19 protein-coding genes are annotated in these 20,279 nt (G+C 41.0%); 11 read left to right on the top strand and 8 right to left on the bottom strand.

Going from position 1 to position 20,279, the window contains the following annotated elements; genetic code table 11:
• Window positions 1-23 precede the first annotated feature (23 nt).
• From OD757_RS08165 to OD757_RS08150, 4 genes are all read left to right on the top strand, one after another.
• The gene (locus tag OD757_RS08165) at window positions 24-872 is read left to right on the top strand and encodes a class II glutamine amidotransferase (protein ID WP_009390486.1); all 849 of its coding nucleotides are present in this window, start codon (window positions 24-26) and stop codon (window positions 870-872) included.
• 250 nt (window positions 873-1,122) lie between these two features.
• Entirely contained in the window at window positions 1,123-1,578 is a 456-nt protein-coding gene (locus OD757_RS08160; RefSeq protein ID WP_009390546.1) for a bacteriohemerythrin, read from the top strand.
• A gap of 151 nt (window positions 1,579-1,729) precedes the next feature.
• Window positions 1,730-2,797: a hypothetical protein gene (locus tag OD757_RS08155; protein WP_263031514.1), complete on the top strand. Its 1,068-nt coding sequence runs from the start codon at window positions 1,730-1,732 to the stop codon at window positions 2,795-2,797.
• Window positions 2,797-3,111, top strand: coding sequence for an RnfH family protein (locus OD757_RS08150; protein ID WP_263031513.1), 315 nt, complete (start codon window positions 2,797-2,799; stop codon window positions 3,109-3,111). Before OD757_RS08155 ends, OD757_RS08150 begins: the two co-directional genes overlap by 1 nt.
• A 64-nt stretch (window positions 3,112-3,175) precedes the next feature.
• On the opposite strand, the gene OD757_RS08145 is transcribed toward OD757_RS08150, so the two are convergent.
• Window positions 3,176-3,574 (bottom strand): outer membrane protein assembly factor BamE, encoded by a 399-nt coding sequence (locus tag OD757_RS08145; protein WP_003653245.1) that lies wholly within the window; start codon window positions 3,572-3,574, stop codon window positions 3,176-3,178.
• Window positions 3,575-3,685: 111 nt separating this feature from the next.
• On the opposite strand from OD757_RS08145, the gene fur reads away from it, so the two are divergent.
• Complete coding sequence (gene fur, locus OD757_RS08140; protein WP_004794120.1) at window positions 3,686-4,123, top strand: ferric iron uptake transcriptional regulator; 438 nt, start codon at window positions 3,686-3,688, stop codon at window positions 4,121-4,123.
• Window positions 4,124-4,192: 69 nt separating this feature from the next.
• Here the strand turns inward: fur and OD757_RS08135 are convergent, their stop codons facing one another.
• Both OD757_RS08135 and OD757_RS08130 read right to left on the bottom strand, forming a co-directional pair.
• Complete coding sequence (locus tag OD757_RS08135) at window positions 4,193-5,311, bottom strand: PilT/PilU family type 4a pilus ATPase (RefSeq protein ID WP_013198760.1); 1,119 nt, start codon at window positions 5,309-5,311, stop codon at window positions 4,193-4,195.
• A 19-nt stretch (window positions 5,312-5,330) separates the two neighbouring features.
• On the bottom strand, window positions 5,331-6,368 hold the full coding sequence (locus OD757_RS08130) for a type IV pilus twitching motility protein PilT (RefSeq protein WP_009390483.1): 1,038 nt from the start codon (window positions 6,366-6,368) through the stop codon (window positions 5,331-5,333).
• 126 nt (window positions 6,369-6,494) lie between these two features.
• Here OD757_RS08130 and OD757_RS08125 point away from each other — a divergent pair, with 126 nt between their 5' ends.
• Window positions 6,495-7,187, top strand: a complete 693-nt coding sequence (locus tag OD757_RS08125; protein WP_263031512.1) for a YggS family pyridoxal phosphate-dependent enzyme — start codon at window positions 6,495-6,497, stop codon at window positions 7,185-7,187.
• Between the two features lie 200 nt (window positions 7,188-7,387).
• Here the strand turns inward: OD757_RS08125 and OD757_RS08120 are convergent, their stop codons facing one another.
• Both OD757_RS08120 and OD757_RS08115 read right to left on the bottom strand, forming a co-directional pair.
• Window positions 7,388-10,984: an AAA family ATPase gene (locus OD757_RS08120; RefSeq protein WP_263031511.1), complete on the bottom strand. Its 3,597-nt coding sequence runs from the start codon at window positions 10,982-10,984 to the stop codon at window positions 7,388-7,390.
• A gap of 9 nt (window positions 10,985-10,993) precedes the next feature.
• A complete protein-coding gene (locus OD757_RS08115; RefSeq protein WP_263031510.1) occupies window positions 10,994-12,262 on the bottom strand; it encodes an exonuclease SbcCD subunit D in 1,269 nt (422 codons plus the stop codon).
• 167 nt (window positions 12,263-12,429) lie between these two features.
• Here OD757_RS08115 and OD757_RS08110 point away from each other — a divergent pair, with 167 nt between their 5' ends.
• On the top strand, window positions 12,430-12,903 hold the full coding sequence (locus OD757_RS08110) for an OsmC family protein (protein ID WP_262145413.1): 474 nt from the start codon (window positions 12,430-12,432) through the stop codon (window positions 12,901-12,903).
• 74 nt (window positions 12,904-12,977) lie between these two features.
• On the opposite strand, the gene OD757_RS08105 is transcribed toward OD757_RS08110, so the two are convergent.
• Window positions 12,978-13,355: a VOC family protein gene (locus tag OD757_RS08105; RefSeq protein ID WP_005303175.1), complete on the bottom strand. Its 378-nt coding sequence runs from the start codon at window positions 13,353-13,355 to the stop codon at window positions 12,978-12,980.
• A 380-nt stretch (window positions 13,356-13,735) separates the two neighbouring features.
• On the opposite strand from OD757_RS08105, the gene OD757_RS08100 reads away from it, so the two are divergent.
• Complete coding sequence (locus OD757_RS08100; protein WP_263031509.1) at window positions 13,736-14,182, top strand: ABZJ_00895 family protein; 447 nt, start codon at window positions 13,736-13,738, stop codon at window positions 14,180-14,182.
• A gap of 107 nt (window positions 14,183-14,289) precedes the next feature.
• Here OD757_RS08100 and OD757_RS08095 read toward each other — a convergent pair whose 3' ends face one another.
• Window positions 14,290-15,405 carry an NAD(P)/FAD-dependent oxidoreductase gene (locus tag OD757_RS08095; protein ID WP_263031508.1) on the bottom strand — a complete coding sequence of 372 codons (1,116 nt, stop codon included), beginning with the start codon at window positions 15,403-15,405 and terminating at the stop codon, window positions 14,290-14,292.
• A 25-nt stretch (window positions 15,406-15,430) separates the two neighbouring features.
• Window positions 15,431-16,444, bottom strand: coding sequence for a porphobilinogen synthase (gene hemB / locus OD757_RS08090; protein ID WP_263031507.1), 1,014 nt, complete (start codon window positions 16,442-16,444; stop codon window positions 15,431-15,433).
• Window positions 16,445-16,586: 142 nt separating this feature from the next.
• Between hemB and OD757_RS08085 the strand changes: the two genes are divergently transcribed.
• From OD757_RS08085 to OD757_RS08075, 3 genes are all read left to right on the top strand, one after another.
• The gene (locus OD757_RS08085) at window positions 16,587-17,084 is read left to right on the top strand and encodes a thioesterase family protein (protein ID WP_034678111.1); all 498 of its coding nucleotides are present in this window, start codon (window positions 16,587-16,589) and stop codon (window positions 17,082-17,084) included.
• A 267-nt stretch (window positions 17,085-17,351) separates the two neighbouring features.
• Window positions 17,352-18,503, top strand: coding sequence for an EmrA/EmrK family multidrug efflux transporter periplasmic adaptor subunit (locus tag OD757_RS08080; protein ID WP_263031506.1), 1,152 nt, complete (start codon window positions 17,352-17,354; stop codon window positions 18,501-18,503).
• 6 nt (window positions 18,504-18,509) lie between these two features.
• Window positions 18,510-20,033 (top strand): DHA2 family efflux MFS transporter permease subunit, encoded by a 1,524-nt coding sequence (locus tag OD757_RS08075; protein WP_263031505.1) that lies wholly within the window; start codon window positions 18,510-18,512, stop codon window positions 20,031-20,033.
• Window positions 20,034-20,279: the final 246 nt, after the last annotated feature.

Raw genomic sequence — 20,279 nt, 5'->3', positions numbered from 1 at the left:
ATTAGAAGTAGTTTAAAAGCGATATGTGCCAGCTATTAGGAATGAATTGTGCAACACCAACGGATATCACTTTTTCTTTCCGTGGTTTTTCACAGCGTGCAGGAATTACCTCAGATCATAGTGATGGATTTGGTATAGCATTTTTCGAAGATAAGGCTTGCCGACTATTTGTCGATAACCAGTCGGCAGTTGAATCTCCAATTGCCGATCTTATCCGTAATTATCCTATTAAATCACGTAATGTGATCGCGCATATACGTAAAGCGACGCAAGGTAAAATTACATTAGAAAACTCTCATCCCTTTATTAGAGAGTTGTGGGGGCGTCATTGGATTTTTGCCCATAATGGTGATTTACATGACTTTGATCCACCACTGAGTGGACGTTTTACGCCGGTGGGTAATACAGACAGTGAACGTGCATTTTGTTATTTGCTGGATCAGTTGGTTGAAGCTTTTGGTTATGAAGAACCGAGTCTTGATGAGATATTTGAAGTACTAGAAAAAATCTCTCCCCAAATTGCTGAATACGGTACATTTAATTATTGCTTATCGAATGGAAAGGCATTATTTAGTTACGCGATTACTAAGTTACATTGGTTAGTTCGAGAGTATCCATTTAATCAGGCTCATTTAATTGATTTAGATGTTGAAGTCGATTTTAGTCAGGTCACTACACCTGAAGATCGTGTGGCTGTTATAACGACAGAACCTTTAACACATAATGAAAATTGGACTGCTTATCAACCCGGTGAAATGATTTTATTTCAATATGGTAAGCCGATTAAAAAAGCTGTTACTCATGTAGAAAGATTAAAACGAGAACAGGAAAATCCAGCACTTAAACGTATTACCCGTGCAGATCAATATTAATATAAAGTATATTTAAAATATATGAATGGAGATATTTATATATATTAAACGTTTAATAATAAAGTATTTTGTTTAAAAAATACTTTATTATTTTAGTTGGTTAATTTTTTTAAAATTAATAAAAACAATAACTTGTATTAAATATCATTTTAAAACGATAAAGCCGACAAAACAGCTTTGTTTTTATTTATATTCTTTAAATATATCATGAAGTTTATGCAACTATCATTGAACATCATTGGGGAGATGTATGAAAATGAAATGGGCTTCAGAATATAATACGGGTATTGATGTTATTGATGAACAACATAAACGAATACTTGATTATATTAATGAAATTGATGATGTAGAAGATGAGGAAGATAGACGTCGAATTAAAGATATTCTAGATAATATTATTGATTATACGCAATCACATTTTACTTTCGAAGAAAGTTTACAAGAGGAAGCTAATTATAAATATCGTGTACCACATAAACGTGTACATGACTTGTTTATTAAAAAAATAGAATTATATCGTGAGCGTTTTGATATGGGACATACTGTTGAAAAAGAGCTACAAGAAATTTTGGCAAAATGGTTAATCAATCATATTCAACATGACGATGCCGATTATGTGGGGGCAGTAAAAGAAAATATGATGGGTATTATTAGAGAAAAAGAAAAGAAGAAAGGGAAAAACTGGTTTGCTCGGTTTTTCGCATAACTTAAATAACAAAACTTATAATTTTGGTTAGCGCAGCAAACTATCGTTTCGGTAGTTTGCTTTTTTTATTGAGCAAACTTTGATTTTCAGGCATGAGACGGGCAAAATATCTATAGTCTTTTTCAAGGAATGCATAATGCAGGACATACCTATGTCACGATGGTTATCGCCCCTGATGGCGTTTTGCTTATCTTTCATCATTATGGCGACATTGGCACCCGCTATGGGGATCCAGATTGATCGTCAAATCGATTTCTGGTTATTGTGGTTAGGCACAATGCTGTTATTGGCTCTGCCAGTTTGTTATTTAGAAATTGCCTTAGCAAAACGGTCGAAGACTACTGCTTTAAATGCTTTATCAAGTTTAACTCGTGAAGCAGATAGTTCACCAAAATGGCGTTTAGTTGGCTGGTTGGCCGTTATTTTTATTCCATTTTTAGCAGGGAATGTACTGAGTACTGCTGGCAATTTACTGACAGCACAGCTCAATAATAGCGTTTCTGGACAAATTGTTTTTGCTGGCCTTGCGGTTGCGGCTTTAATTTTATCTTTTATTCCGCGTCAGATTTTAATTGTACTGATGACAGTCGGTGTAATCGCTTCTCTTGTTTTAGCTAATACAATGGGTTCGAATTTACAACCTTGGCATTGGACGAATGTTGAATTTAAAGAATGGGGTAATGCGACCGTACTTGCACTTGTTGCGAGTGGTTTAGGCTTAGGTCTTTACTGGCAAAATAGCTTGTCTGTAATTCACTCTCAAGAAGGCGCTACAAAAACTGTACTTCCAATCTGGTTAGCTCAATTAATTGCTGTCGTTGCGTTTGGTTTCTTTTCTCTTCAAGCACAGCTTCCTGTTTTTACCTGGATTTTTACTGCGGTCATGACAACAGCTCTGTTTATTCAACTTGCTAAAGAACAGCTTGCTCAACGTCAACTGATGTACGTTTTACAATGGGTTGTCATTATTGTGGCAATTGCGGTTTGGGCTGTGCCTGAACTTCATGGCATTTTTACGCTGATTTTAATGCTTTGGGGATTACTCATTTGTCTGATCTATGCCATTTTTGCTGGCTGGATTATGAAAATTAGCCATTTGCGTAAATCAATGAATTTTAGCAATGAGTTGTTCTATAACTTGTGGCGTATTGCAGTGCGTATTGTTTTACCGCTTTCAATTGTTATTGCCATGATTGCGGTGATTGGACAAATGATCTGATGGAAAAAGCTCAGCAAGTGTGGGTTGCTTTTGCAGCCCCAGAGCAACAGTTTTTAGTTGCTATTCCATTTGAAGCTGGGATGACAGCATTACAAGCAGTTGAGGCGAGCGGATTGCGGACACAGGTAAGTTTGCCTGAGCCCTTACAACTTGGCATATTTGGTGCAAAAGTTGAAGCAGATGCGATTTTGCAAGCAGGTGATCGGGTAGAGGTTTATCGACCTTTAACTATTAATCCTAAAGATATACGTCGTAAGCGTGCCGAGAAAAATCCTGTGGGGCGATATATTAAAAGTAATCGCATAAAGCAATAAGCCCCATAAATAAAACCCCTCGAAGTATTTCACTTGAGGGGTTTATTTTTATTAGAAAAAACGATTATAGTGGTGGGGCAGTTAAAATCGCTTCTTTAGAAGCAGGTAAACCTGGTTGCGATTCTGGAATAGTTTCTAAACCTTCAATTTTAGTTACTGTACCAGTGCCATCAAAGTAAATTTTTAAATGCTGACCATGTGCTGCGGGGATTTTTGCTTTTTTAGCATAAGTTCCCGGGATATAGTTGTAAATGTAGTCCCAGCGTTGAGGATTGAGGGGATCAGTCACAGTTGGACTACCAAGCAAAAAACGCACTTGCTGGAAATTCATGCCGACTTGTACTTGAGAGGCCTGAGCTTTGGTCAAAGGAGTCCCTTGAGGAATATCAACCTTATATACACCAAAGATTGAACAACCAGCAAGGAGTGAAGTGACTAATAACGTCAGCACGAGTTTTTGCATTTTGCTACACTATCCCAATAAATTATGATGCATTTGATCAAAGGATAGATCATACTTCATCTAAATTCTATTGCCTATTCCAACTTGAGATTTGTTGAGAGACCTTTTTTCATGCCTATTTCCAATCAAGATTTGCGCAAAGCTGGACTTAAAGTTACCCTTCCACGAATTAAGATTTTGGAATTATTAGAAAATTCAAAACAACATCATCTTAGCGCTGAAGATATTTACAAGACTTTGTTAGAACAAGGGGAAGATGTCGGTCTTGCGACAGTTTACCGTGTGTTAACACAATTTGAAGCTGCGGGTATCATTCAGCGTCATCATTTCGAAAATAATCATTCTGTTTTCGAAATTATGCAAGAAGATCATCACGATCATTTGGTTTGCCATAATTGCAACAAAGTTATTGAATTTACTAATGATGTTATCGAGAAGGAACAGCATGCTGTAGCAGATCAACATGGGTTTACCTTAACGGGTCACTCATTAAATCTCTATGGTTACTGTAACGAACCTGAGTGTCAGGAAGTGTTGCGCAAGAAATAATCGTTTTCACACAAAGAAAACAAATAAAAAAGGAAGGTTACGTTTAACCTTCCTTTTTTTATGAAGAAATTACTGTCGGTCGAAGGTTAAATGCTGATTTGTGCCTGCAATTTGATCAGGTCCTTCTTCGGCAAGCTTAATCGTCAAACGTAAATCATTTGGTGAGTCGGCATGTTTTAATGCATCTTTGTAGGTAATTTGGCCTGCTTTATAGAGATCAAATAGGGCTTGGTCAAAGGTTTGCATACCGAGTTCACGCGAGCGTTTCATTAAATCTTTAATTTCATGAATTTCGCCTTTACGAATGTAGTCTGAAATTAAGGGTGAGTTAATTAAAATTTCAATTGCGGCGCGGCGCGAATTGCCATCAGGCGTTGGAATAAGTTGCTGAGCAATCATGGCCTTTAAGTTAAGAGATAAGTCCATGTAGAGCTGACTGTGGCGGTCACTTTCAAAGAAATGAATAATACGGTCGAGCGCTTGGTTAGCGTTGTTGGCGTGCATTGTGGCTAACACAAGATGACCTGTTTCAGCGAAGCCAATCGCGTAGTCCATTACTTCACGAGATCGAATCTCACCAATCAAGATGACATCTGGTGCTTGTCGCAAAGTATTTTTTAAGGCAATTTCAAATGAGTCTGTGTCGATGCCTACTTCACGTTGGGTAATGATGCACCCCGCATGTTCGTGAATAAACTCGATTGGGTCTTCAATGGTAATGATATGACCTTTAGTGTTGTGGTTACGATAGCTGATCATTGAAGCTAAAGACGTCGATTTACCTGTACCCGTCGCACCAACAAAAATAATGATGCCGCGTTTGGTCATGGATAAATCTTTAAGAACAGGCGGTAACTGCAAGTCATCAATTGAAGGAATTTTTGTTTCAATTCGACGTAGCACCATGCCTGGCATGTCACGCTGCTGAAAAGCACTCACACGAAAGCGGGCAGTTTTATCACGGTTCATAATGGCAAAGTTACACTCGCGAGTGTCTGCAAATTCTTTGCGCTGTTTTTCGCTCATGATGGAATGTAACAGTTGTCCAATAACCTCACCTGAAAGACTATTTTTTGAAATTGGAACAATTTGCCCGTTAATTTTCATAGATGGTGCAACGCCATCGGTAATAAAAAGATCGGATGATTTTTTTTCAACCATGAGGTTGAGTAAGTCATTAAAATCCATATTTATTCTCTAATTATTTTTATAGGAATGATTCAGGCTGTTTAGCAGCAGTACGTGCAGTTTGTGGACTAATCACACCACGAGCAACTAAACCTTTTAAGCTTTGGTCGAGTGTGGTCATGCCATGATTTGCACCAGTCTGAATGGATGAATACATTTGTGCGACTTTGTTCTCACGAATTAAGTTACGAATAGCAGGAATACCAATCATAATTTCATGTGCTGCTACACGTCCACCCCCATTCTTTTTAAGCAGGGTTTGCGAAATAACAGCCTGTAAAGATTCTGACAACATGGCACGAACCATGTCTTTTTCTTCGGCTGGGAATACGTCAATCACACGGTCAATAGTTTTTGCAGCAGAAGTTGTGTGGAGCGTCCCAAACACCAAGTGACCCGTTTCGGCAGCGGTGAGTGCTAAACGAATGGTTTCAAGGTCACGCATTTCACCAACCAAAATAATATCGGGGTCTTCACGCAGGGCTGAGCGTAGTGCCTCATTAAAGCCATGGGTATCACGATGTACTTCACGCTGGTTAATCAAACATTTCTTCGACTGGTGTACAAATTCGATTGGGTCTTCAACCGTTAAAATATGGTCATAACGGTTTTCATTGATGTAGTCCATCATCGCTGCAAGGGTAGTGGATTTACCCGAACCCGTTGGACCTGTGACCAGTACAATCCCACGTGGATAGTCACAGATATCTTTAAAGATTTGACCTAAGCCTAAATCTTCCATGGTAAGTACTTTAGAGGGAATGGTACGAAATACGGCACCGGCACCCCGGTTTTGGTTAAATGCATTGACACGAAAACGAGCAACATTTGGTACTTCAAAAGAAAAGTCGGTTTCGAGCTTTTCTTCGTAGTCACGGCGCTGTTTATCATTCATGATGTCATAGACCAGACGATGAACATCTTTATGATCTAGAGCTGGTAGATTAATGCGGCGGACTTCACCATCCACGCGAATCATTGGTGGCATGCCAGCAGAAAGATGTAAATCGGACGCGCCATTTTTCACAGAGAAAGCGAGTAGCTCTGTAATATCCATAATTTCCCCAAGTAAATCAAAATATGTCATTATTTTGTAGAATAATATACGGCTTTCACCGAAGCTTACCAACACCTCGCTTTAGGTGAAGAGCAAAAAAGTTTTTTGAAAATGAGAACCTTGTCAATGAATTACCTGCAAGATGCGCGACAGCACGTATTACAGCAAATCCAACGTGCTTGTGAACATGCTCAGCGTGCGCCTGAAACCGTGCAACTTTTAGCCGTATCAAAAACACATCCAAGTGAAAGTTTGCGTGAAATGTATGCAGCAGGGCAAAGAGCATTTGGCGAAAACTATTTGCAAGAAGCGTTAGACAAAATTGAAGCTTTGCACGATTTAGAAATTGAATGGCACTTTATTGGTCATGTTCAGCGAAACAAGACTAAACATTTGGCTGAAAAGTTCGATTGGGTACATGGTGTAGATCGATTAATTATTGCTGAGCGACTATCTAATCAAAGACTTCAAGATCAATCTGATTTGAATATTTGTTTGCAAGTGAATATTGATGGACAAGACAGTAAAGATGGTTGTGCACCAGATGAGGTGGCCGAGTTAGTTGCCCAAATGAGTCAATTACCAAATATCAAATTACGCGGTTTGATGGTGATTCCAGCACCAGACAATACAGCTGCTTTTGCAGATGCTAAGACCTTGTTTGATGCGGTTAAAGAAAACCATGCCCGCCCACAAGACTGGGATACATTAAGTATGGGAATGTCGAGTGATTTAGAAGCTGCAATTGCTGCAGGTTCAACGATGGTGCGCGTAGGTACAGCATTGTTTGGAGCCAGAGATTATTCACAAAAAGGTTGATGTAAGCTTTTTCGTACAGAAATTGCGGCCTTTTACGGCTATGGCAGGCGAGTGTTTTTACTTATTATGAACTCATCAGGAAACAGGACGTTTCTAAGAATAACAATAAATAGTGATGAATGGATGCATACAGGTACGACAGGAGTTATACCAACGCAGATTCTAAAAAAGCCCCGACAGGATGTCGGGGCTTTTTAGTTTTAACCAACGACTTCAATCGTACTTGCACCAGCACCAAGTGGTTTCACCTGAATTTGCACAGGAATACGTTCATGCATTTCTTGAATGTGTGAAATGAGAATGACTTGGCGACCCTGATTTTGCAATTGATCTAAGGCATTCATGACCATGTGCAAAGACGATGCATCTAAGGTTCCAAAGCCTTCATCAATAAACAGCGATTCAATTTTCATTGAACCCGAGGCCATATTGGCAATGGCTAAAGACAAGGCAAGGGCAGTTAAGAACGACTCACCGCCAGATAAAGATGCAACGGAGCGAGTTTCTCCATCCATGTCGTGGTCAATAATCGCAAGGCTTAAAGACTGATCTAGACGTTTTAACGTATAACGTTGAGAAAGCATGGCCAGTTGCTGGTTGGCATGTTCCACTAAAATATCTAGGTGATATTGCTGGGCGTAGTCGCGGAACTCTTTACCTTTAGCATCGCCAATGAGCCCTGAAATTTTGCTCCAGCGATGTTCTTCTTGCTGAATATTTTGAATTTGCTCGGCGTATTGTTGCTGTTTAGCCAGATTTTGTTGATGTACTTCAAGCTTAAGTTTAAGCCGATCACGTACTTCAAGCTGGGCTTTGAGCTCTGCAATATTCTCCTGAATTAGGTTGACGAGCTTTTCATATTCAATATCTGGCTGAGTTTGTAAGTGCTCGCTCAATTGCTCTTGCATGGTTTTAAGGGCAGAAGAGGCTTCACTTAGTAAACGTTCGGCATGATTAAGACGATTACGGATGTCTTGCTCTTGTGCTGAATTAATCTGTATGAGCGCCGTAAGATCAGATGCTTGAAAATCAGCATGGGCTTTTAACCAGTTTTGAATTTGCCCATCAATTTGCTGTTGATGTTGCTCGGTGTGCTGATGTTGATGCTTGAGCTGATCGAGTGCTTGTTTTTGTTGCTCGAAGTGCTGTCTAGTTTGTTCAAAACGTTGTTTAGCCTCATGATAAGCGGTTTGTTGGTGCTGACGTTTAGTGTCGTGTTCAGTTAACCAATCGTGCGGTTTAATGTCAGAGTGACCTGTCATTTGCTCGATGAGCGACACCGCTTTTTCATTATTTTGTTGACCCTTAAGCGTAATTTCTTTGAGGTTTTGGTCGATCTCCTCAATTTGCTTGGTCATTTGTTCAAGGTTGGCAGCCAGCATTTTAAGTTGCTGCTGCTGCTGTTCAAAACGCTGAGAAAGCTGTTCTTGTTGTTCAAGTTGCTTAGCGCGTGCATCAAGAACAGACCAAATCTGCTTAGCCGTTTGGCTACTCGACTGCTGCCATGCGTGCTGTTCGGTTTCAGATAGACACTCAACAATATGCTGAACTTGTTGTTGCCATTGCTGTGCTGTATTGAGCAATGTCTCATTACGCTGAATAGATTGAACGAGCTGATTGTATTGTTTAATGGCTTGGGTTAAACGCAAGCTTTCTGAATCAAATGAACTCAGCGCATTTTGCGCGGCTTGTCTAAGCTCGCTAAACGTTTGCAAAATTTGTTCAGGAGGCTGCTCAAGCTCAATGTGTAATTGGTTGAGGTTTAATTGTTGAACAAGATCTTGCTGCAAGTTTGCTTGTTTTGTTTTAAGTTGAGTTAGATATTTCTGAACCTGCTCAAGCTCGGCACTACATTGGGTAAGCGCATGTTGTTGGATTTGCCATGCATTAAATTTAGTTTGCTCTAGCGCTACTGCTTGTTGCTCTTGCTGTTGCTGCAAGTCGAATAAGGCCTTGGAGACTGCACTGTCATCAACACGATAGGGATGATGCGTACTTCCACACACTAAACAAGCTTCACCTTCTTTAAGATTGGCTCGTAACTGCTCAATATTTTCGGTGTGTAATAGACGCTGCTGTTGCAGGATATGCTGTAGCTTTTCACGTTCAGTTTTTGCTGTCTGATACTCTTGCTCAGTCGACTGGCAAAGAGTTTTAAGCTGCTGCTCTTGGGCTGAGGTTTGCGTATGTTTTTCGGTGAATTGCTGAAGCTCAGCATATAACTCATGATAAATTTTTATTTTCTGTTGAATCAGGTCTAGCTGAGTGATTTGGGCAAGTTTTTGTTCTTTGTCTTTGCGTTGCTGTTCAACTTTTAACTCAATCTGTTCAACTGTGCCTAGAGAAGCTGTCAGCTGTTCAAGCTCACTTTTAGCTTCCGATAGCTTTTGGCGAGCAAGGATAGGGTTTCCCAGTTGTTGTTCAATCGCTTGGTAATTTTGAATAAATTGCCCAAGCTGGTGTAAATGCGCTGAAAGGCCCTTATCTAGTACAGCATATTGCTGAGTCTGGGTAAGCTGTTGTTGCAGATGGATTCGGTTTTGTTGAAGCTGTTCAATCTGTTGTTGCACTGCGTTTTGCTGTTGTTGCAACGGGCTGAGCTTTTGTTCAAATGTATTTCGTTTTTCTTTGCACTTTTTATATTCATCGGCAATAAAGGCGCGCTCTTGAATAGACTGACGGACCTGATTTAAAGCATGTTGATGCTGTTGCTCAAAATCGAGGGTTTGTTTCAGTTCTTGCTCTGCAAGTTGATATTGTTTTTGACCCGTTTCAAAAACTTGAATCAAGTCATTAAACGTGGTTTGCGCTTGCTGAATTTGTGGCTCAAGCTGCTGTAAAACCTGTAAATTTTGAGCTTGCTGAAAAACTTGTGGACGTATTTCAGAGAAAACTTCTAAGCGTTTTAATTGCTCACGTTCACCCGCAAGTTGCTGATGATGGCGTTGCTGGTTTTGAAATTGTTGTTGTTTCGCTTGAACTTCTTGCTCAAGTTTTGCTTTACGCTCAAACCATTGTTGTTGTTTGTCTAAGATATTTTTTTGTTGTTCTAACTGTTGATGATTTTGTTCAGCTTGCTGATATTGCTCGGTAAATGCAGCAATCTCTTCATCAGACAAAATTTCAATATGACCTAAGAACTCTTCAAGCTGTTTACGTTGTTTTGCAATATCAGCTGTTTTACGAAAAGCCAGCTCACCGATTTTGGCAAAAATGCTGGAGTTAGTCAGGTACTCAAGCAACTCACCGCGTTCACTGTCGCGTGCTTTTAAAAAGGCAGTGACTTCTGATTGGGCAAGTAGTACCGCACGGGTAAATTGTTCAAATGAAAGCTGGGTAATTTGTTTAACTTTTTCATCGACTGCTTTGGCTTTGTCTGCAAGCACGACACCATCGGTCAGGCATTTTATATGGCGTTGCACGCTTTGTAATTTACCATTTGGGTTTTCACGTGCCCGCTTAATTTCCCAACGTGCTAAATAGCGTTTTTGATCTTGTGCAATAAAGCAAAGTTCAGCAAAACCGTGCCCTGTACCACGGCGTAAGACTGTTAAAGGTGAGTTAGTGAGTAACTCGGAACCATCGACATCTTTTAATTTGCCATCGCTGTCTTTAAGGCGAGGAACCCGATTAAACAAGGCCAGACACATCGCATCTAAAATGGTCGACTTACCTGCACCTGTTTTCCCTACAATTGCAATGAGACCTGCATGGGCGAGGGGCGCGCTTTCAAAATCAATAAAGTGTTCATCAGAAAGAGATGCCAGATTTTTTATTCGAATGGATAAAATTTTCATGACATATCCTTAAGGGGTTGCATCATTTTCAAGATGTTTTTGTGCTTCTTGTACTAGGCTCAGGAAATCTTTTAAGACCGCATCATCGGTACTGTAACCTTGTTTTTCCCAGATATTTTGAAATAGCTTTTCTGGCGTTGGTGGTTCAAGTGCGATTTGCTGAGTGGCATTGGTGTCGGTACTGTCTTTGTTCACATATTGACGTGAAATACGCACTAAACGATAGCGATCAGGTGGCAGGGCTGCTTCAAACTGCTGACGTAAATTAGGCTGCGGCGGCGTTAAACTATAATATTCAATATCGACATATTCACGGTGGTCAATATTTTCAATCACGCCGTGTGGCAAGGCTTTGAGTTGTTGCAGTACCTCATTTAACTCACCACGGATACGGTGTAATTGTATACAACGTGGAATTTCGACAGCTTCAAATTGCAAACGGCTGTCTGCCTCTTGAGTCGGGTCAATTTTGACCTCAACCACTTGGTGCTTATAGTTAATTTCACTAAAAGAAAGCGGAATAGGTGAGCCACTATAACGGATATGCGGCTGGCCTACTTTTTGTGGTTTATGTAAGTGCCCTAAAGCGACATAGTCGACAGCATCTTCAAATAAAGTCGTTGAAAGTGCCTCTTCGTTACCAATAATGATTGGGCGTTCAGAGTCGGATGTTTCCCCACCTTGCATATGCGCATGCGACATCAAAATCAATGCTTGGTCTGGCGTTTTACGACGTTTGGCTTCGGCAATCAGTTGCTGGTGCAAATAGGCAATCGCGTTTTTGCTATTGGTGGTATGTTCATTAAAGCCCGTAATTTCGGCTGAGCGTAAAAAAGGCAGAGCAAGGCACCACGCTACAATATCTTGATTTTGATTATAAATCGGTAAAAGTAGTCGATCGAGATCTAGGGTTTTATCTTCATTCCAGCGAACTACACCTACGGTTTTTGCATTATATTTTTCTAAGAGTGGTTCGACTTGTTCAATCCGATAGCCTGAGTCGTGATTGCCCGCAATCATGAGCGTTTGCATGTGAGGCGCAATACGGTGTGCATCTGCTAAAAATTGGTAGAGTTGTTTTTGTGCTTGAGAGCCCGGATTAATCACATCAAAAATATCGCCTGCAATGAGCAAGGCATGTGGTTGTTTTTCTTGAATTTGAGTGAGCAACCAACTTAAAAATTGTTGGTGTTCGTAGTGACGTGAATGATTATAAAAAAACTGCCCCAAATGCCAGTCAGAAGTATGTAGAAAATGTACGGACATAGAAACAGACATCAAGCCAAAATAAACACAGATACGTTAGCATAAATTGGCAGGAGATTTTATCAAGACATTTTAAAGTGCTCGATATTTATAAGCCAGCAGTAAAACTTAAATTAAATTTTTCACTTTAAACTTTGCTTTGTTACTATCAGGTCAAACAACGAACTTTGAGAACAAAAATGACCATTCATAAATACGAAGTAAAAATACAGTGGGAAGGCAATACAGGTACGGGGACTTCGTCTTATCGGTCATATAAACGAGATTTTAGTATTCAACATCCGCAAAAGACTACTATTCAAGGTTCATCTGACCCTGCTTATTTAGGTGATGTGTCCAGATGGAACCCCGAAGATTTATTGGTTGCATCTGCTTCAGCTTGCCATAAGCTGTGGTATTTACACCTATGTGCAGTCAATCATATTCATGTACTGAGTTATGTCGACCATGCACTTGGCTTTATGGAAGATACAGATCCAGTGAGAAGGGGCTATTTTACTCAAATCGTTTTAAGACCAGAGATTGTTTTAGAAAAAGGTGCCGATCAAGAACTTGCAGCAAAATTGCATGAAGAAGCACATCATGAATGTATGATTGCCAATTCAGTGAATTTCCCAGTTACCTGTGAAGCCAGTTTTAGTTTTGTTGAATAAACCATATGAAATAGCCACCGATAAAAAGGCGGTGGCTATAAATTAAAAATAAATAGAGTCCTTAAATAAGATCTTTAAGCAGCATTTTCATCGACTTGAAAAATACCAAAAACGTTATGGTCTAAATCGACAAAGTAGCCATGCCAAGCGCGGCCCGGAATAGCGAATTTATCCATTGCCACAATACCGCCTTGCGCTAAAATTTTCGCAGCCACTTCATCGAAGTTTTCCACCTGAACCGAACAGGTAAATGCATTGGTGCCATATTCCATTGGAGGCGTTTGAGCAGGGCGTTTTAATAGTCCACCCATAATTGAAGGCGTTTCGATACGATAATATTCAATCGGTAAGTTTTCATCGAGTTTAAATTGCCAGCCGAACACAGCTTGATAGAACTGCGCATCGCGAGCAGGGTTTGAAGACTGGATTTCAAAATAGGCAATGTTGTTCATATTATTTAAATCATATTTTTATGGTGTAAAAAGTATACGCATAGCCTTTATAGCCACGAAAGACCTATTGTGTAGGTTGAGCGTAAAATAAATGAAAGTACCAGAAAATAAAAACCGACGATTCGAGTGATGAGAGAATCGTCGGTCAAAAACTTCATCAAGGGTTTCGGCTGCTAACAAAACCTAATCCGAAGGAAGGAAAGAGTCGTAATGAAAGGTCACCGAAACAATTTTGCGGATGCCATGCAAAGGAAGTATTCGGTTGCTGCGACCTTATTACCCTATATAACGTCAAGAGATCAGGATTGGTTGACAGAAAAATGAAAAAAAATCGAAAAAAATTTATAATTATTTTTTGAACCCATAAATTAGGCAAAAATATGACCAAATTACGTTCTTACTTTCTCTGGTTTTTTGCTTTATGCATAGCACTCACCTTAATAGTAGGTGTGGTTGCAGCATTATTACCAGCGAGTGTAGGCGGTATTTTAACAGCCGTTCCATATTTAGGCGCAATGATTTTTGTCTTATTTAAATTTTTAAAGAAAGAACGCCGTGCTCCGACTGTACAAGAAAAAAAGAAATTTACTTTAGGTTTTACCCTGATTTTTTGGGGCTATAACCTATGTGGCGTTTTATTTGGTCTATTTTTATTTGCCAGAAAAGACCCTGAGATTTTGCAGAACTTTATGCTTTACCTCAAACAGCCTCAGTTCTTAAGCATTATGGTGATTATGTTTTTAATGTTAGCGATCCCACTTTATTTAATTACCTATTGGTTTTATGGGAAGCAAGCACAGCGAATGGCAGAGAAGATAGTGAGTTAATTGCAAAAACAATATTTGTTTAAATTGTTGGCAGGTTGCGAATGACTATTAGCATGAGCACTTTAGGTAATTGATTCTATATTATGTTTTTACATACTTTATTCAAATTATGCTGTTGATGTTACTTTCAACCGCTCTGGTGAATATGCTTTTGCATCAACGAGAGTCGGTTGACCCAGCATAAGCTGACGAAGCAATTGCGCAGAGCCTGCGCCCATACATAAACCATTTCTAAAATGACCAAAGTTTGCCCATAGGTTGTCCATTTCAGGCATTTTGCCAATGTAGGGAACGCCATTTGGTGAACTTGGTCTGAGGCCTGCCCAGCGCTGTACAATCGGGAAATCGGCCAGTTCAGGCACCATTTCTAAACACGCTTCTAAAATATTGTGCTGGGTGGTTTCGTCGGGAGAGGTATCAAACCCGCGATGTGCCATGCTTGAACCACACACAATATGACCATCCATACGTGGAATCAAATACATCACTCGATTCATACACATGGTCGGTAGCCAGTGAGCAGGGGTTTTAAATAACAGCATTTGACCTTGAACAGGTTCGACTGGAATTTCGAGTTGTAATTGGGAGTTCCAATAATGGCTCCAAGCGCCCGAAGTTATTACAAAATGATCTGCGGTATGTTTGCGACCATCTTCGGTTTGGAGCGCCTGTATGACATCACCTTGTTGAATCAGTTTCTTAACAGGAGTGTGTTCAAAAAACTCAACATTTGGATGTTGTTTTAAATAGCTAATCAGGGACTGTAATACGCGTGGGTTGCGAATATTAGACAGTTCGGGGAAATAAATCGCTTCTTGAAACTGATCGGAAATATGCGGATTGACTTGCTCTAGGGCATCTCGCTGTAAATATTCACAGCGTTGCATCGGTTCTTGATGTTGCTGGGCGTAAGAAAGTCCAACGTCAAAATCTTCTTCATCAAAAATCAGCATGCCTGTGTCATGGATTTCAAAATCAATCCCTGTAACAGGGTAGAGCTTTTGATTCCACGCTTGATAAGACGATTTGCCAAATTGAGCGATTTGATTCACTGCATGCACATAGCGCCACGGGTACATTGGAGAAAGAATACCTCCGCCAGCCCAAGAGGCTGCTTGTCCCGCTTGTTGTTGATCAAAAATGCTGATGGTACAGCCTTGTTCAACAAACTCCAGCGCAGACATTAATCCACTTATGCCTGCGCCAATGATTGCAATATGCATGCAGTGTTATCCTTTCTCTGCGAACTTAGTTCATTTCCTTGAGTTTTTCGGCAGCGGTTTCTGCAAAGTAAGTCCAGATTCCGTCTGCACCAGCGCGGCGGCAGCACATCAGTGATTCTAAAATGACTGAATCTGACAACCAGCCATTTTGAATTGCGCCAGCTAACATTGCGTATTCGCCACTCACTTGATAAATGAATGTTGGAATACCAAAGGTATCTTTCACTTCACGTACCACGTCCAGATAAGGCATGCCCGGTTTTACAATCACCATGTCGGCGCCTTCTTGAATATCAAGCGCGATTTCATGTAACGCTTCGGCACGGTTGGCAAAGTCCATCTGGTAGTTATATTTATTACCACCTTTTAGGTTGGATGCAGAGCCGACAGCATCACGGAACGGACCATAGAAGCTAGACGCATATTTAGCAGAGTAGGCCATGATGTTGGTGTAGATGTGACCATTAGCCTCTAAAGCTTGACGAATCGCGCCAATACGGCCATCCATCATGTCACTTGGTGCAATCACTTCGGCACCCGCTTCGGCGTGACTTAAGGCTTGTTTAATCAAGCATTCTACAGTCTCGTCATTGAGCACATAGCCAGTTTCATCAATAATGCCGTCTTGACCGTGTGTGGTGTATGGGTCGAGGGCACCATCAGTAATTAACACCATTTCTGGTAATTCTTTTTTAAGCAGACGGCAAGTGGTTTGTACTAAACCATCTTCACGCCATGCAGCTTCTGCGGTGAGGCTTTTATCTTCTTGCGGGGTTACTGGAAAAAGAGCCAGTTTTGATACGCCCAATTCCAGAAGACTTTCAGCTTTTTTCAGTAACAAATCTGCCGACAAACGCTGAATGTTTGGCATACTTGGAATATCTTGGGTCTGATTTTGTCCCGGTAATACAAATACTGGATAAATCAAGTGATTGGTAGTGAGCTGTGTTTCGCTGACCATCGCACGCAACTGGTCATTTTTACGGATACGGCGCATGCGAGTAGCTGGAAATGCAGGACGATTGAACGTATAAGTCATAACAATCTCGATGTTCGGTATTACACTAGGAGAGGTTGGCGGATATTCCATTACTGTCAACCGACTGCTGTATTGTAGCCCCATAATGCTGGTTTTGTACAAAATTATGGGTGTTTATCATGCTTTTGAATTTAGGCAACGTATGAGTGAAGAGAAGAAGAATTGGACTGGCAACATACAATTAGGGACAAAAACAGACCTAAATGTGGTTCTCAACCAATTATGTAAGGCATTTAATAACTGTCCTTTTTTTAAGCATAGTGGAATGATTATGCGTGTGGTGGATGGGCAGATTGAAGGCTACGTTGAAATGCAACCTGACCTGATTGGCAATTTGGCTTTTCAGGTTTTGCACGGCGGGGTCGCGGCAACTTTGCTCGATAGTATTGGCGGTATTGTGGCAATGGAACATTTATATCGTCGTTCAACCCCAGAAAACCTGCCTGAAACGATTAAACAAGTTACGCGTTTAGCAACGGTTGATATGCGTGTTGACTACCTTGCCCCAGGGCGTGGTAAATACTTTATTGCCCGTGCCGAAGTACTGCGTTTAGGTCGTAAGGGCTGTACCATGCGCATGACCATGGTCAATGATGAAGGCAAAGCCATTGCTGCCGGTATTGCTTCATATGCCTATTAAGCAACAAATTGAACTATTTAAAAGCGCCATGTGCGCTTTTTTTAGTGTGTAAAAAGCAGAAATTTTCATAAAATCTTTGAGATAAACATTAATTTAATTAGAACGAACGCATGAGTTATAAATTTTTATTCTCATATTATGAGGTTTTAGCGTTAAAATTAGCTCCTTTGACAATGCGATATGTCTTGTTTATAGAAAAATAAAAACTCTATAACAAGGTGTAGTGCGAGATTGATGGCAAAGCCAACTCATCTTTAGGAACATACCATGACTGATGCACAAAGCAATGTAGAAGAAACAGTGCCAACAACATCTGCCTCGGATGACAACAATCAAAACAAGCGCAAAAAATTTCTTGGTTTTTTTGCGCTGATTTTATTGATCGCCGCTATTTTATATGCAATCTGGGCATTATTTTTAAATCATTCCGTGAGTACGGATAATGCCTATGTCGGTGCAGAAACCGCGCAAATTACCTCAATGGTGAGCGGACAGGTCGCTCAGGTTGTCGTAAAAGATACTCAAACGGTACATCGTGGTGACGTGCTAGTTCGTATTGATGACCGTGATGCCAAAATTGCACTGGCTCAAGCTGAGGCAGAACTCGCCAAAGCAAAACGCCAATACAAACAAACTGCGGCAAACAGTAGTTCTTTAAACTCTCAAGTTGTGGTGCGTACTGACGAAATTAACAGTGCTAAAGCACAAGTGGCTCAAGCTCAGGCCGACTATGACAAAGCTGCGTTAGAACTGAACCGCCGTGCGCAACTTGCAGCGTCTGGTGCGGTATCTAAAGAAGAACTCACGAAAGCACAAAGTGCAGTTGAAACAGCTAAAGCGGGTCTAGAGCTTGCAAAAGCAGGTTTAGCACAAGCGTCTTCAAGCCGTAAAGCTGCTGAAAGTACCTTAGCTGCAAATGAAGCCTTAATTCAGGGTGTAAATGAAGTTTCGACACCTGATGTACAAGTTGCACAGGCACATGTTGAACAAGCTCAGCTTGATTTAGAACGTACCGTAATTCGTGCGCCAGTCGATGGCGTGGTAGCACGTCGTAATATTCAAGTGGGGCAACGCGTTGCACCGGGTACTAGCATGATGATGATTGTGCCGATTAACGATTTATATGTAGATGCGAACTTTAAAGAAAGTCAGTTGAAAAAAGTCCGTCCGGGTCAAATCGTCACACTTACTTCAGATTTATATGGTGACGATGTTGAATATCACGGCAAAGTGATGGGCTTCTCTGGTGGTACAGGCTCTGCCTTTGCCTTAATTCCGGCTCAAAATGCAACAGGTAACTGGATTAAAGTGGTTCAACGCTTACCGGTTCGTATTGCACTTGACCCGAAAGAACTTGCTGAACACCCATTGCGTGTTGGCTTGTCGATGGAAGCAAAAGTCGACTTATCTGCGAAGTAAACGCTTATGAAAACGCAAACACCTTTTGCCGAGTTAAGCGGTGGCCGTTTATTACTGGCAGCGTTTGTTATTGCCTTGTCGAACTTTATGGTCGTGCTTGATACGACCATTGCCAACGTATCTGTACCACACATTACCGGTAACCTTGCTGTTTCAAGCACACAAGGAACGTGGGTCGTCACGTCGTATGCAGTTGCAGAAGCGATTTGTGTACCTTTAACAGGTTGGCTTGCGGGTCGCTTTGGAACCGTTCGGGTTTTTATTTTTGGTCTGATTGGTTTTACCATTTTCTCTTTCTTGTGCGGCCTAGCAAACTCGTTAGGCATGCTGGTGTTTTTCCGTATTGGACAAGGTCTATGCGGTGGCCCACTCATGCCACTCAGCCAAACCTTGCTGATGCGTATTTTCCCTCAAGAAAAGCATGCACAGGCGATGGGTCTATGGGCAATGACCACCGTTGTTGGACCAATTTTAGGGCCAATTTTGGGTGGTCTGATTAGTGACAACCTGTCTTGGCACTGGATTTTCTTTATTAATATTCCAGTCGGCATTATTTGTGTTTTAGCGGCAATACGACTGCTGAAACCTGCCGAAACCGAAACCATTTCTTTAAGAATCGACACCGTCGGTTTAGGTCTGTTAATTTTGTGGATTGGTGCGCTACAGCTCATGCTCGATTTGGGGCACGAACGCGACTGGTTTAACAGCACCAGCATTGTGGTACTTGCTTTAACCGCCGCCATTGGTTTTGTGGTATTCCTCATATGGGAACTCACCGATAAGCACCCCGTCGTGGATGTCAAAGTCTTTAGACATAGGGGCTTTGCAATTTCGGTACTGGCCTTGTCGCTCGGCTTTGGAGCATTCTTTGGCAGTATTGTACTGATTCCGCAGTGGCTGCAAATGAACCTTTCCTACACCGCCACGTGGGCCGGCTATTTAACTGCAACCATGGGCTTTGGTAGTTTGACCATGTCACCGATTGTGGCAAAGCTTTCGACCAAACATGACCCACGCGCACTTGCGAGTTTCGGTTTGGTTTTGTTGGGTGCAGTAACTTTAATGCGGGCATTCTGGACTACAGATGCTGACTTTATGGCACTGGCTTGGCCGCAAATCCTGCAAGGTTTTGCTGTGCCGTTCTTCTTTATTCCACTGTCAAATATTGCACTGGGTTCAGTACTCCAGCAAGAAATTGCATCTGCTGCGGGCCTCATGAACTTTTTAAGAACCATGGCAGGGGCGATTGGCGCTTCAATTGCAGTCACAGTATGGGATGACCATGCCAAAGTTGCACGCAGTGAAATGGTGTCAAACCTAAATACGGCCGAAGTTCAAAATAACCTTATGCAAAATGGTTTTTCGGCTGATTCGACCTTAGGCATTATTTCCAACCTCGTTGATAAAGAAGCCATTACCATGTCGGCAAACCATGTGTTTTTGCTGTTTGCGATGGTATTTGTCTTTGCAGGACTGGTCATTTGGCTGTGTCCAAAACCTAAACAGGTCAGCGGTATGCCTTCTCACTAAACGCAAAAAAGCATCTCTTCGGAGGTGCTTTTTTTTAGATCTATTAAAAAATAGGTGGGATTCATTAATAGTAGATTTTTCCCTTATTTAGCGAAATAAAGCATGCCAGAATCGGACAAATCAGTTATAAAAGAGTGTGATATCAAGCATGGAGGCACAAGATAGGGCACAGGATAAAACGCCCTCAAACATTCAAAATTATAAAACCTTATTTTTATCAAAGATTAAAAAAACTTAATACCTGAA

The sequence above is a fragment of the Acinetobacter sp. AYS6 genome (assembly GCF_025630795.1).
Classification (GTDB): Bacteria; Pseudomonadota; Gammaproteobacteria; order Pseudomonadales; family Moraxellaceae; genus Acinetobacter.
Note: the sequence above shows the minus strand (reverse complement) of the source record. Positions and strands in the feature narration are given on the sequence as shown.